We start from the raw sequence: 12326 nt of genomic DNA on the forward strand, positions 1-12326 counted from the left end.
TTCAGCTTTGACATTGTTTGTGGTCGCAAAATTGGAATGTCACACTCCCCGCCAAGGTCGCCCGCTGGTCGGCGCATGACATGGCTTGCGAAATGTGCCTGGAACGTCATCCAGTCTCAATAAGCCGCGAAACCGATCATCAAGTTCGCATACTCGGCCGACGGCCGTACGATCAAGCGGTGGCAGCACCTGCGGAGCATCCCCTTGGACAGCGAGATGAATGCGGGTAATACTCGTCCATCAACCAGAGGAGTTCAGGTGATGGCTAAAGGTCAAGTTCGAAGCAACAAAGAGGCTCGCAAGCCGAAGAAGGACAAGGCCGAGAAGGCGGGATCAGCCACCCTCGGCTCGCAGGTAAAGAACAGCGAGAGCACTATTAAGAAGAAGTGATCGTACACCCCGTCGCCGGGTCTCTGTCACCCGGCGACGGGCTTCTGCTGCGAACGAAAAGGCCGCCCGAAGGCGGCCAAAGCATCAGACAATAAAGGAGGCTTACACCTCACCCGTATTTCACTGCGACCGGCAACGGCCAGTCTTGGTGGTCTCCTTGTCGCCGTCATCGTAAGCGATCCCGATCTTCTCGCCCGCTAGCGAGGCAATCTTACCCGCATACCATTTACCAGCACCCTTGTAGTTGCATTCAACTTTCATTCCGATCATCCAATCGTATGGACGGATGTCGCCAATCGCTACGGTTTCGACATCTCCGTCGTCATAACGGATCGTGATCTTATCATTGCCGCTCTTCACGACGATACCAGGGAACCAATACCCGGCGCCTTTGTAATTCCCCAGCACCCAATCGCCGGCTGTCTGTGCATGTGCGCTAACGCCACAAGCAGCAATAATGCCAGCCGAAACCAGCATACGAGTATATTTAAGCAAATCAGCCCCCCTGGGAGTGGTCTCCCATTCGCCAGCCCACAATTGGGCAGCAAAAGCCTGAATACCTTAGCCGAATGAATACACGGTGAACTGCACGCATAGGTCAAGCGATTTCCACCGGACGCCACCAGAGCGAGAGCAGCGGAATCAGCTTGTCCCTACCCTTCTCCCGCTGACGGGCCCGAACGCATATGAGCAAAATAAAGCAGCTAAGCGATTGAAGATACTGGCGACCCCTGCAGGACTCGAACCTGCGACCTACTGCTTAGAAGGCAGTTGCTCTATCCAGTTGAGCTAAGGGGCCGATCCTGCGCCGTGGGCGCAATAATCAGTGGGTCCAGGGCTGGATGCGATTATAGCGGAAATTGTCCGTATAGGAGACGATCTGGCGCGCAACTTCCTTCGGCGCGATCACGCGGTATTCGATGCCTTCGCGCTTGGCGTAGGCTTCCGCCTGCTCCTGGCTTTCGAAGGTCAGGCGAACCTGTTGGTGCATGTCGCCAGACGACGTGTATCCAAGGATCGGATCGATGCTGCGTGGAGTTTCCTGGTCGAATTCAAGAACCCAGAGGTGGGTCTTCGCCTTGCCGGATTGCATGGCAGTTTTCGCAGGACGAAAGATTTTTGCGGACATTCCCGACGGCGCTCCCTGAATGGGCCGGACTGCTGGCCTCATCCGGCGCAACGCGTGGTCGGAGTGGAGAGATTCGAACTCCCGACCCTCTGGTCCCAAACCAGATGCGCTACCAGACTGCGCTACACTCCGTATTCCACGTTGGTGAGCGGGATACACGCTTCACCGTCGGCCTGCAACAGCAAAATCAACGAAAAGACGTTGGATACAGATTTGCCGTCATTTGCCCTGCTCGATGCGCTTGCTAAGGACCCGATCCCCGACTGAAATACCGAGCGCAGCGGCGCGTCCACCGTTCAATTCCAGGACAAAATTGACCGGACCGCGCGAATCTATGATCGCCTGGGAGAAAGGAACCGATTTCCTGTGGATATGCGAGATCGTTCCATCTCGCTGGATGAACACCATATCGAGCGGTAGCGGCGTGTTCTGCATCCACATCGACACCGGGCGTGCTTCACCGAAGTCGAACAGCATGCCATGATCGAGCGGCATGCTCTCCCGGTGCATCAAGCCCTGCGCCCTCTGATCAGGCTTCAGGGCCAGTTCGACGGTAAAGCTGTGTGTTTTGCCCGATGCCGTCTGGATCAGCAGTTCCTGCGTCTCGAAGGTGGCTTGTGCATAGGCATAGCCCGCGAAAAACAGAAAAAGCGCCGCGAGGGCGCCTTTGATCATGATGTCCGGTCGCGTGCGCATCAATGTGCCCGAGCGATCGGATTGGGATTGTCGGGGTGAATCTCCGCGGCCATCAACCCCTTGTCCCCCGGCCCGTAGCGAACCAGCACCACCTGGCCGGGCCGCAGTTCCGTCAGGCCGAATCGGCGCAGTGTTTCCATGTGGACAAAAATGTCCTCCGTCCCCTCGCCCCGCGTCAGGAAGCCGAACCCCTTGGTCCGGTTGAACCACTTGACGAGCGCCCGCTCCAGTCCGCTTGTCGCCGTTACATGGACGTGCGTGCGAACCGGTGGCAGCTGCGAAGGATGCACCGCCGTCGACTGGTCCATCGATAGAATGCGGAAGACCTGGTAGCCGCGCTCGCGTTTCTGGATCAACGCCACGATGCGCGTGCCTTCGAGAATCGTCTGGTAACCATCACGTCTCAGGCAGGTCACATGCAGGAGAACATCCTGCATCCCGTTGTCGGGAACGATGAAGCCGAATCCCTTCGCCACGTCGAACCATTTGACGATGCCGGTAATCTCGATCAGGTCGACAGGCTCGCCGGCCATATCTTCGAATTCGGCCATGCCTTTTGCTGACATCCTGTCTGCCATCTGTTTCGGCCCCTCGATTACGCGCTACAGCCTCGGTAACTGATTCTGGAGGTTAGATTAACATCGCGTTAACCCTCCAGCGCAAGTCCCCGCCTTGGATTTATCCACCCCGTTCCTATCTTCGATGGCTTGTCCGTAGCTGGTGCATCGCGCCATATGGCCACTGGAAACTGGAGACCACCGCTGATGCGCTATCTACATACCATGGTCAGGATCAAGGATCTCGACGCCTCGATGCGATTTTACACAGAACTCTTCGGGCTTGAGGAGGTCCGCCGTATCGAGAACGAGAAAGGCCGGTTTACGCTGATCTTCCTCGCCGCCCCGGACGACGTCGATGCCGCCCGCGCCAGCAAGGCACCATGTGTCGAACTCACCTACAACTGGGATGCAGAAGATTATGTGGGTGGGCGTAATTTCGGTCACCTCGCCTATGAAGTGGACGATATCTACGCGTTCTGCCAGAAGTTGATGGATAACGGCGTCACCATCAACCGCCCGCCCCGCGATGGCTACATGGCCTTCGTCCGCTCGCCGGACGGGATCTCCATCGAGATCCTGCAGAAGGGTGAGGCAAAGGCGCCCGCCGAACCCTGGGCATCCATGACCAATACCGGCTCCTGGTAACGGCTCCTTTCCTGCCCGCCGGGCTTGTCCTTGCCGCGTGCCCGATGCACGCTTGAGCCGATTCGCATTCTTGCGCATCGGCTCAAAACCATAGTTGGCGCACTGCGCTGCAATGCAGAGGACGGCATGATGCCCGATAGCGCCCGACACTTCCAAGGCTTGCCGCTGCCGCTGCTAATGGCGACGGGCCTTATGCTTGCCAGCCTTTCCGGATGTTCCACCAGCAAGGCGACCGATTCTGCGGAAGTTCAAGTCGCGGGGGACAGTCCATCCAAGAAGGCGGGCCACACCAGGAGTGGCAAGACCGCTTCCAGCGGCTATGTCGATCCGGCTCTGGTGTCCGCGTCGTCTGCGGCGCAGACATCCGGTCGGGCTGCCGACGATAGCGGAACGTCGAACGCCACAACCTCTCCCGGGGAGGCGATGGGCCAAGGGGTGGTGACACAGCCGACCGGCATCCGCGCGGGTTCGATGAGTATCTTTTCCAATGCCGCCCCCCCCGCCCCCGAGCCACCGGTAGCCGAGACGACTGCAGCGCCTGCGGCGCCCGGACGCGTCGACGCGCGAACCGGCAGTGTCTTCAGCGCACCATCCGTGCCCCAAGGATGCGGGACGGATGGTCTGGGGTATCCGATAAGCTGCTGATCCGGCTTGTTTTCTTCAACGCCAGCGCGCCGAAAATCAAACCGTCATTTTTTTGCAGAAAATCGAATTTTGCCGCTTGCGGGTTCGAAATCACCCCTCTATAAGGTCGCTCACCGCAGCGCACGCGCCCTTCGTCTATCGGTTAGGACGCCAGATTTTCATTCTGGAAAGAGGGGTTCGACTCCCCTAGGGCGTGCCACTTCCTCCCCTTCAAGTTACTGTTATTCAAGCGCTTTCCACCAAGCGCTGACTATGCCATTTCGCTTTGGTGGCCTTATGATTTTTTTGTCGTTTTCATGCGGAAAATTGCAAATTGGCGCTTGCAGGGAATCTGACCCCCGACTATAAGGGCGCCACACAGCGCACGCGCCCTTCGTCTATCGGTTAGGACGCCAGATTTTCATTCTGGAAAGAGGGGTTCGACTCCCCTAGGGCGTGCCACTTCTTTCAGTTTATCAATGTTTTACAGCGTCGGCGCGGCATCCAGGATGCGCAGCTGAATGCGGCGATTGCCCTGCCATTGATCGGCAGTCAAACAGCCGGCGACATGTAGCTGCGAGCCTCGCGAGTTCAACAGCAAATTCCCAAGCGGCGTCTCCGCTGCGCGGAAGGCGATCCCATCCAGGCGCGTTCCGTCAGCAGCTTCCAGTGTCGCCTTCACATGCGCCGTACCAACCAGACGCGCATCCTTCAGCCTGTGTGCCGGAATGGCGAAAACGGGCTGGGCATGACCCGAACCAAAGGGGCCGGCCCTCTCCATCTGGTCGAACAATTCAAAGGTCGCGCCCGAAGCTGACAGCGCGCCGTCTATCTTGAGCACGTGATTGGCGACAAGCGCAGGTACGCTGGCGCCGGACACCTCGTCGAAGAACGCCCGCAAGCGCCCAAGATTGCTTTTCTCTACTGTCAGGCCGGCGGCCATGGCATGTCCGCCGCCCTTGACCAGAAGCCCCCCGTCGACGGCAGCGCGCACCATCTTGCCCATGTCGAAGCCATTGATCGAGCGGCCGGAGCCCGTGCCCTTGCCGTTCGGATCGAAGGCAATCGCGAAGGCTGGCCGCTTGAACTTTTCCTTGAGACGCGCTGCCAGCAGGCCGACGATCCCCGGATGCCAGTTATCGCGCGCCGTCACCAGCACGGTCGCCGACTGCCCGTCGCCGTATTCCGCCATGACCTCGGCTTCCGCCTCCGCCAGCATGGCGGCTTCCATCGCTTGGCGTTCGCGGTTCAGCTCGTCCAGACGACCGGCGATCTCGTCGGCTTCGGGAACATCGTCCAGCGTCAGCAGCCGGCTGCCGAGCGCTGCATCGCTGATGCGGCCTCCGGCATTGATGCGTGGGCCGACCAGAAAGCCGAAATGGTACGGCGTCACCGGCCCGCCAAGGCCAGCCTTCCTGAACAGTGCCGCAAGACCCGCATTGTTCATGTGGCGCGCTGCGATCAAGCCCTTCACGACAAAGGCCCGATTCAGGCCCTTGAGAGGCACGACATCACAAACGGTCGCAAGGGCCACCAGATCGAGCCATGCAAGCAGATCGAGAGATTTCGCGCGAGGATCGCCCTGTTCGCGAAGGCACCGCGCAGTTGCGACCAGCACCATGAACACCACGCCCGCGGCGCAGAGATGTCCCTGCCCCGAGAGGTCGTCCTCCCGGTTCGGATTGACGAGCGCCAGACAGGGCGGAAGCGCGTGACCAAGCTGATGATGGTCGATGACCACAACATCGCACCCCTCGTCCCGCGCCGCTTGCAGCGCCTCATGGCTGGTCGAGCCGCAGTCGACCGTCACGATCAACTGCGCACCGTTAGCGATGAGCTGCCGTATCGCTCCCGCGTTCGGGCCATAGCCCTCGAAGACGCGATCCGGGATATAGATCTCCGCCGACACCCCAAAATGCGTCAGGAAACGATAGAGCAGCGCGGAGGACGCTGCACCGTCGACATCGTAATCGCCGAAAATGGCAACCTTTTCGCCGCGCGCGACCGCCAGTGCGATTCGTTTTGCTGCTTTCTCGCAATCCGTCAGCTTGTAGGGTTCGGGCATCAGCCCGCGTATGGTCGGATCGAGAAAGGCCAGGGCATCGTCCAGCCCGACGCCACGCCCCGCAAGAACGCGCGCCACAAGGTCGGGAATGCCGTGGACTTGCGAGATGGCGAGCGCCCTGTTCTGCGCGGCCTGATCGAGCCGCGAGACCCAGCGTTGGCCAGAAGCCGATCGCTCTACGCCCAGAAAGGCGCGCGGCACGGGATCAACCTGTTCTTCGGTGATTTTGATGGTGGGAAGATGTGTCGGGTTCATCCGCCACTAGTAGCTTATGAACCTGTCGAACGGAATATTTTTCGCGGCGCCGCCGTCGCCGACCAGTGACAGGTAGCGTGCGCGTTGAAACACGGCACGCCGTGTTTCAACGTCGTGTGCAAACGGCCTGCTAGAAAGCCTTCGGGCGCTCGATTCTGATTACCTGCGGCTCGCCGACCAGATAGCTTTCCGCCTTGATCGCCGACACAGCATTGCGGACCGACTCTTCCGTCGTCGCATGCGTCACCAGGATAATGGTCTTGGAATCGGAGGTCTGCACGCTGGGATTGGCCCGCTGCACGATCGATTCCAGCGAAATGTTGTTTTCGGCCATCCGGCTCGCCACGCTTGCAAACACGCCGGTGCGGTCGGCAACGGTCAGGCGGATGAAGTAACCGCCTTCATGGCTGCGCATGCGAGCGCGGACATAGGGTGCCAGAGCTTTGGCGGGCGTTCCGAGGACAGGAACGCGCTGCTCGCCGGGGCGGCTCTTGGCGATGTCGGCAATGTCGCCGAGTACTGCGGACGCAGTCGCGTCACCACCGGCGCCGGGGCCGACCATCAGCAGTTCGCCGAGGATGTCGGATTCGATGGCCACCGCGTTGGTCACACCATCAACCTGCGCAATGACGCTGTCGCGTGGCACCATGGTCGGGTGAACACGCTGCTCGATGCCGGTTTCGGTCTTCTGCGCAACGCCAAGCAGCTTGATTCGATAACCGAGATCAGCCGCCGCCTCGATGTCCTGGATCGAGATGTTGCTGATGCCCTCGAGATAGATCTCGTCCGCTGCGATCTTCGTGCCGAAGGCGAGCGTCGTCAGGATGGCGAGCTTGTGGGCGGTATCGTTACCTTCGATGTCGAAGGTCGGGTCGGCCTCGGCGTAACCAAGGCGCTGCGCTTCCTTCAGGCATTCCTCGAATGTCAGCCCCTCCTTCTCCATCCGGGTCAGGATGTAGTTGCAGGTGCCGTTCATGATCCCATAGACGCGGGAAACCTTGTTGCCTGTGAGCGATTCGCGCAGGGCCTTGATGACAGGGATGCCGCCGGCCACGGCCGCCTCGAAGTTGAGGAGGACGCCCTTTTCTTCCGCAATGACGGAGAGTTCGACGCCGTGCCTGGCCAGCAGCGCCTTGTTCGCCGTCACCACGTGGAGACCACGCGACAGCGCTGTGCTGACGGCCTTGCTTGCCGCGCCCTCCGCTCCGCCGATCAGTTCGACGAAGACATCGATGTCCGCCTCGGCGGCCATCGTTTCGGGGCAATCGAACCATGCGATGTTCGACAGGTCCACCCCACGGTCACGCGACCGGTCGCGGGCGCTGACAGCGGTAATTTCTATGGCACGACCGCAAGTGACAGCGAGTTCGTCTGTGCGCGCGGTGATGATCTTGACCAGCGACGCGCCAACGGTTCCAAGACCCGCAATGCCGACTTTGAGGGCATCTGCCATAGCTATATTCCTGATTGTCGAGAAATTGGCGGCCCGGACGGGCCGCCCAGAATGCTAGGTTACGATCAACGGTGAGCGTTCAGCGAAATCACGTTGTGCATGGTTTCGTCTGCCGTCGAAAGGAACTTCTTGATGTTGCGGGCCGCCTGGCGAATACGGTGCTCGTTCTCCACGAGCGCGAGGCGGACGTAGTCGTCGCCCATTTCGCCAAAGCCAACGCCGGGTGCGACCGCGACATCGGCCTTCTCGACCAGGAGCTTGGAGAACTCCAGCGAACCGAGATGACGGAATTTTTCGGGAATCTTCGCCCAGGCGAACATGGTTGCCGCCGGCGGTGGAACCTCGAACCCGGCCTTGCCGAAGCTCTCGACCATCACGTCGCGACGGCGGCGATAGACATTGCGGACTTCCGCGATGTCGGATCCGTCACCGTTCAGCGCATGGGTTGCCGCCACTTGGATTGGCGTGAACGCGCCGTAATCGAGATAGGACTTCACCCGCGTCAGCGCCGCGATCAGCCGCTCGTTACCGACGGCAAAGCCCATGCGCCAGCCGGGCATGGAGAAGGTTTTCGACATGGACGTGAATTCGACCGCGACATCCATCGCGCCCGGCACTTCGAGAACCGAAGGCGGCGGGGCGTTCTCGTCGAAATAGATCTCCGAATAGGCAAGGTCCGACAGCACGATGATATCGTGCTTCTTGGCGAACGCGATAACGTCCTTGTAGAAATCGAGCGTTGCCACGTGCGCCGTCGGGTTGGACGGGTAGTTGATGATCAGCGCAAGCGGCTTGGGGATCGAATGTTTCACGGCGCGCTCGAGCGGCGGAAAGAAGCTTTCGTCCGGTTCCACGGACATGGAACGGATCACGCCACCGGCCATCAGGAAGCCGAACGCATGGATCGGATATGTCGGGTTCGGGCACAGGATAACGTCGCCCGGCGCGGTAATCGCCTGGGCCATGTTCGCGAAGCCTTCCTTGGACCCCAGCGTCGCCACGACCTGCGTATCCGGATTGAGCTTCACGCCGAATCGACGCGCGTAATAGCCAGCCTGTGCACGGCGCAGGCCGGGAATGCCCTTGGAGGACGAATACCGGTGCGTACGTGGGTCCTGAACGACTTCGCACAGCTTGTCGACGATGTTCTTCGGCGTCGGCAGGTCGGGGTTTCCCATGCCGAGATCGATAATGTCGGCCCCCCCCGCTCGTGCGCTGGCCTTCAAACGGTTGACCTGTTCAAAGACGTATGGCGGTAGTCGGCGGACCTTGTGAAACTCTTCCATAACTCTCCCCGTGGAAGCTCGCGCCACCCCAAGGCAGCGCAGGGATTTTCGCCCTATCGGCGATTTCGTGATTTGCGACCAAACCGCCCGAAACGCAAGTGCTAATTGGCGATCGCGGCTTCGGCGTCGCGGCCATGCTCAGCAGCCAGGCGTCGCAGTTCGGCAAGCCGGCGCTGGTATTCGGCCTCGGAGACGCTGCCGTCGGCGCGCGCCTTCCCAAGTGCGGAAAGCTGGGCTTCCGAGCCGGCAGCCTCTTCGTCGCCGATCTGCGTATTCGCGGCGGTCAACGTGCGACCGAAGGTCGGATAGGTGCCGGAATCGCGCTTCGTGAACGGCGTCGCCGGAGGCGTAGGCGCATCCGCGACGACCGTTGCCGCGGGCGCGGTGTTTGGCACACCATCGTCAAGCGCAAAGGTGTTGTTGCAGCCCGCCAACAGGACAGGCACTGCACCGATACACAGAATAACCGGCAGACAAGCTGCCATGCGCCTCAATTCGTCCATCTCATCCCCCCATTCCCGGCGTTCAAAAAAGCCGACGCCCGTGGCGCCGATTGCTGGCACTTGTATTCATTTTCGGGCACAATGTACAAAAGAATTCAAACAACAAGAAACACTTCTGTTGTGGAGGAGCGATTGGCCGACAAGAGGGAGGAGACCCAGCCAGGAGTGGAAGACATTCCCGGTTTCGATCCGCAGTCCATCGCCCCCTACATGGTGAAAGACCCGCATGCATTGGCCATGAACCTCGCGCGGGCGCTCGAACATCTCGGCCACGCCGCCTCGGAATGGCTCGGCCCACGCGAACGTGGCGAAATCCCTGACCCAGCAGCCGATCCGATAACCGATCTCGTCAAGACGCTCTCGGACGTCGTCAATTACTGGGTATCCGAGCCGCAAAGGACACTGGAGGCACAGACCCTCCTGTTCTCGAGCTATATCGGCATCTGGACGCGTACGCTTTCGCAGGCGGCCGGACAACAAACGCCGGAGCCCGCGGATCTTCCGAAAGACAAGAGATTTTCGGATGACGAGTGGGCGAAGAACCCGTTCTTCGCCTTCCTGCGACAGGCATATCAGGTAACAGCCTCCTGGGCGGAAAAACTCGTTGCCGATGCCGAGGGGCTCGACGATCACACACGCCAAAAGGCTGCCTTCTACGTCAGGCAACTGACGGCTGCCCTGTCTCCCGCCAACTTCGCGCTGACCAATCCGGAGGTCTATCGACAGACGGTCGCCAGCAGTGGCGCCAACTTCGTCGAAGGCATGCGCATGCTGGCGGAGGACATTTCCGCCGGCGGCGGCCAACTGCGCCTGCGCCACACGGATCCCAGCAAGTTCAAGGTCGGCCAGAATCTCGCGCTGACGCCCGGCAAGGTAGTCGCCCAGAGCGATCTATGCGAGGTAATCCAGTACGATCCGAGCACAAAGACCGTTCTGAAGCGGCCGTTGCTGATCGTGCCGCCATGGATCAACAAATTCTACATCCTCGACCTGACGCCGCAGAAAAGCTTCATCAAATGGTGCGTCGACCAGGGCCATACCGTCTTTGTGATCTCCTGGGTCAATCCGGATGCCCGTCACGCCACCAAGAACTGGGAAGCCTATATCGAGGAAGGCATCGAATTCGCTCTCGACACCGTCGAAAAGGCCACCGGCGAAAACAAGGTCAACGCCATCGGCTATTGCGTCGGCGGGACACTTCTGGCGGCGACGCTGGCGCTTCATGCACGCAAGAAGGATCGGCGCATCGCGTCGGCCACCTTCCTCACCACCCAGGTAGATTTCACGCTTGCCGGAGATCTCAAGGTCTTCGTCGACGAGGAGCAACTGGCGGCCATAGAGAAGCAGATGAACCGCACCGGTTATCTCGAAGGCTCGAAAATGGCCAATGCCTTCAACATGCTGCGCGCGTCCGAACTTATCTGGCCCTACGTCGTCAACAACTACCTGATGGGCAAGGAGCCCCTGCCCTTCGACCTCCTGTACTGGAACGCCGATTCGACGCGCATGGCAGCCGCCAACCACGCCTACTACCTGCGCAATTGCTATCTCGACAACCGGCTGGGCAAGGGTGAGATGACGCTCGCGGGTCAGGTCATTTCCCTCAAGGACGTCAAGATCCCGATCTATAACCTTGCCACCCGAGAGGATCATATCGCGCCTCCCCGCTCGGTCTTCCGTGGATCTGCGCTGTTCGGCGGACCGGTCGAATTCGTGCTCAGCGGATCCGGCCATATCGCCGGCGTCGTCAATCCTCCGGACAAACAGAAGTACCAGTATTGGACCAGTGGCAAACCGAAGGGTGAATTCGACGACTGGCTTGCCAAGGCACAGGAAACGAGCGGCTCCTGGTGGCCCCATTGGCATGCCTGGGTCAGCAAGCGGGATGACGATCAGGTTCCTGCGCGCAATCCCGGTGGCGAGGCGTTGAATGCCATCGGCGATGCTCCCGGCGCTTACGTGCTGGAACGGGCATAGCGGCGGCCGATGATCTTCGATCCGCCGCTTGTTTCCGCAACGCTTGTCCAGCGTTACAAACGCTTTCTGTTCGACGCCGTCCTCGATGACGGCACGCCGATCACGGGCTCCTGCCCCAACACCGGCTCCATGCAGGGTCTGACAGCACCGGGATCGCGCATCTGGATGTCGCTCCACGACAGTCCCACTCGAAAATACCGGCACATGCTGGAAATGGTCGATGTGGATGGAACGCCGGTCGGCATCAATACCGGCTTGCCCAACCGGCTGACGGAAGAAGCAATCCGCGCCGAACGAGTACCTCCGCTCGCCGGTTACACGACAATCCGCCGTGAGCAGCGCTATGGCAGGAATTCGCGCATCGACTTCCTGCTGGCGGTGCCGGGCCGGCCTGATGCCTACGTCGAGGTCAAGAACGTACACTTCATCCGCAATGCGGGCCTTGCAGAATTTCCGGACACGGTGACCAAACGAGGCGCCAAGCATCTCGAGGAACTTGGCGACATGGTGGAACTCGGTCACCGCGCGGTGATGCTCTACGTGATCCAGCGGCAGGATTGTGATCGCTTTCGACTTTGCAGCGATCTCGATCCGGGTTATGCCGCTGCTTTCCGGCGAGCAGCCGATCGCGGTGTCGAGGCCTACGCCCTGCGCTGCAAGGTCACGCCGTCGGAAATCGTCGCCACCCACCTTATCGAGATGGACGACATCTGCCCGCATGCAGTATGAACGACAAGATTGAA

General features: G+C 60.2%; 13 protein-coding genes and 4 tRNA genes. 7 read left to right on the forward strand and 10 right to left on the reverse strand.

Annotated elements, in window-relative coordinates; genetic code table 11:
* Positions 1 to 204: 204 nt before the first annotated feature.
* A complete protein-coding gene (locus LH464_RS05425) occupies positions 205 to 390 on the forward strand; it encodes a hypothetical protein (RefSeq protein ID WP_226785586.1) in 186 nt (61 codons plus the stop codon).
* A gap of 120 nt (positions 391 to 510) precedes the next feature.
* Here LH464_RS05425 and LH464_RS05430 read toward each other — a convergent pair whose 3' ends face one another.
* The 6 genes from LH464_RS05430 to LH464_RS05455 form a co-directional block, all read right to left on the reverse strand.
* On the reverse strand, positions 511 to 885 hold the full coding sequence (locus LH464_RS05430; protein WP_226785360.1) for a tudor domain-containing protein: 375 nt from the start codon (positions 883 to 885) through the stop codon (positions 511 to 513).
* Between the two features lie 227 nt (positions 886 to 1112).
* Positions 1113 to 1189: transfer RNA gene (locus LH464_RS05435), tRNA-Arg, on the reverse strand.
* 24 nt (positions 1190 to 1213) lie between these two features.
* Positions 1214 to 1519, reverse strand: a complete 306-nt coding sequence (locus tag LH464_RS05440; protein WP_226785361.1) for an ETC complex I subunit — start codon at positions 1517 to 1519, stop codon at positions 1214 to 1216.
* A gap of 55 nt (positions 1520 to 1574) precedes the next feature.
* A tRNA-Pro gene (locus LH464_RS05445) sits at positions 1575 to 1651 on the reverse strand.
* Between the two features lie 87 nt (positions 1652 to 1738).
* Entirely contained in the window at positions 1739 to 2215 is a 477-nt protein-coding gene (locus LH464_RS05450) for a DUF192 domain-containing protein (protein ID WP_390624925.1), read from the reverse strand.
* Complete coding sequence (locus LH464_RS05455; RefSeq protein WP_226785362.1) at positions 2215 to 2793, reverse strand: cold-shock protein; 579 nt, start codon at positions 2791 to 2793, stop codon at positions 2215 to 2217. Before LH464_RS05455 ends, LH464_RS05450 begins: the two co-directional genes overlap by 1 nt.
* Positions 2794 to 2979: 186 nt before the next feature.
* Here LH464_RS05455 and LH464_RS05460 point away from each other — a divergent pair, with 186 nt between their 5' ends.
* From LH464_RS05460 to LH464_RS05475, 4 genes are all read left to right on the forward strand, one after another.
* Positions 2980 to 3420 carry a VOC family protein gene (locus tag LH464_RS05460; RefSeq protein WP_226785363.1) on the forward strand — a complete coding sequence of 147 codons (441 nt, stop codon included), beginning with the start codon at positions 2980 to 2982 and terminating at the stop codon, positions 3418 to 3420.
* Positions 3421 to 3546: 126 nt separating this feature from the next.
* Entirely contained in the window at positions 3547 to 4065 is a 519-nt protein-coding gene (locus tag LH464_RS05465; RefSeq protein ID WP_226785364.1) for a hypothetical protein, read from the forward strand.
* 124 nt (positions 4066 to 4189) lie between these two features.
* A tRNA-Glu gene (locus LH464_RS05470) sits at positions 4190 to 4264 on the forward strand.
* 167 nt (positions 4265 to 4431) lie between these two features.
* A tRNA-Glu gene (locus LH464_RS05475) sits at positions 4432 to 4506 on the forward strand.
* A 22-nt stretch (positions 4507 to 4528) separates the two neighbouring features.
* On the opposite strand, the gene recJ is transcribed toward LH464_RS05475, so the two are convergent.
* The 4 genes from recJ to LH464_RS05495 all read right to left on the reverse strand — a co-directional run bounded on the left by recJ (position 4529) and on the right by LH464_RS05495 (position 9606).
* Complete coding sequence (recJ, locus tag LH464_RS05480) at positions 4529 to 6364, reverse strand: single-stranded-DNA-specific exonuclease RecJ (protein ID WP_226785365.1); 1836 nt, start codon at positions 6362 to 6364, stop codon at positions 4529 to 4531.
* Between the two features lie 130 nt (positions 6365 to 6494).
* On the reverse strand, positions 6495 to 7817 hold the full coding sequence (locus LH464_RS05485) for a homoserine dehydrogenase (RefSeq protein WP_226785366.1): 1323 nt from the start codon (positions 7815 to 7817) through the stop codon (positions 6495 to 6497).
* Between the two features lie 65 nt (positions 7818 to 7882).
* Complete coding sequence (locus tag LH464_RS05490) at positions 7883 to 9103, reverse strand: LL-diaminopimelate aminotransferase (RefSeq protein ID WP_226785367.1); 1221 nt, start codon at positions 9101 to 9103, stop codon at positions 7883 to 7885.
* A 101-nt stretch (positions 9104 to 9204) separates the two neighbouring features.
* Positions 9205 to 9606 (reverse strand): hypothetical protein, encoded by a 402-nt coding sequence (locus LH464_RS05495; protein WP_226785368.1) that lies wholly within the window; start codon positions 9604 to 9606, stop codon positions 9205 to 9207.
* 81 nt (positions 9607 to 9687) lie between these two features.
* On the opposite strand from LH464_RS05495, the gene LH464_RS05500 reads away from it, so the two are divergent.
* Positions 9688 to 11583 carry a PHA/PHB synthase family protein gene (locus tag LH464_RS05500; protein ID WP_390624926.1) on the forward strand — a complete coding sequence of 632 codons (1896 nt, stop codon included), beginning with the start codon at positions 9688 to 9690 and terminating at the stop codon, positions 11581 to 11583.
* A 9-nt stretch (positions 11584 to 11592) separates the two neighbouring features.
* The gene (sfsA, locus tag LH464_RS05505) at positions 11593 to 12312 is read left to right on the forward strand and encodes a DNA/RNA nuclease SfsA (protein ID WP_226785370.1); all 720 of its coding nucleotides are present in this window, start codon (positions 11593 to 11595) and stop codon (positions 12310 to 12312) included.
* Positions 12313 to 12326: the final 14 nt, after the last annotated feature.

The organism is Pseudorhizobium xiangyangii (genome assembly GCF_020531965.1).
GTDB classification, from domain to species: Bacteria; Pseudomonadota; Alphaproteobacteria; order Rhizobiales; family Rhizobiaceae; genus Neorhizobium; species Neorhizobium xiangyangii.

Excerpts from the sequence above, each read along its gene's own strand:
- LH464_RS05440 (WP_226785361.1), bottom strand. The coding sequence starts at position 1,519 with ATGTCCGCAAAAATCTTTCGTCCTGCGAAAACTGCCATGCAATCCGGC.
- LH464_RS05460 (WP_226785363.1), top strand. The coding sequence starts at position 2,980 with ATGCGCTATCTACATACCATGGTCAGGATCAAGGATCTCGACGCCTCG.
- LH464_RS05455 (WP_226785362.1), bottom strand. The coding sequence starts at position 2,793 with ATGGCAGACAGGATGTCAGCAAAAGGCATGGCCGAATTCGAAGATATG.
- LH464_RS05450 (WP_390624925.1), bottom strand. The coding sequence starts at position 2,215 with ATGCGCACGCGACCGGACATCATGATCAAAGGCGCCCTCGCGGCGCTT.
- LH464_RS05490 (WP_226785367.1), bottom strand. The coding sequence starts at position 9,103 with ATGGAAGAGTTTCACAAGGTCCGCCGACTACCGCCATACGTCTTTGAA.
- recJ (WP_226785365.1), bottom strand. The coding sequence starts at position 6,364 with ATGAACCCGACACATCTTCCCACCATCAAAATCACCGAAGAACAGGTT.
- sfsA (WP_226785370.1), top strand. The coding sequence starts at position 11,593 with ATGATCTTCGATCCGCCGCTTGTTTCCGCAACGCTTGTCCAGCGTTAC.
- LH464_RS05485 (WP_226785366.1), bottom strand. The coding sequence starts at position 7,817 with ATGGCAGATGCCCTCAAAGTCGGCATTGCGGGTCTTGGAACCGTTGGC.
- LH464_RS05465 (WP_226785364.1), top strand. The coding sequence starts at position 3,547 with ATGATGCCCGATAGCGCCCGACACTTCCAAGGCTTGCCGCTGCCGCTG.
- LH464_RS05495 (WP_226785368.1), bottom strand. The coding sequence starts at position 9,606 with ATGGACGAATTGAGGCGCATGGCAGCTTGTCTGCCGGTTATTCTGTGT.
- LH464_RS05500 (WP_390624926.1), top strand. The coding sequence starts at position 9,688 with ATGTACAAAAGAATTCAAACAACAAGAAACACTTCTGTTGTGGAGGAG.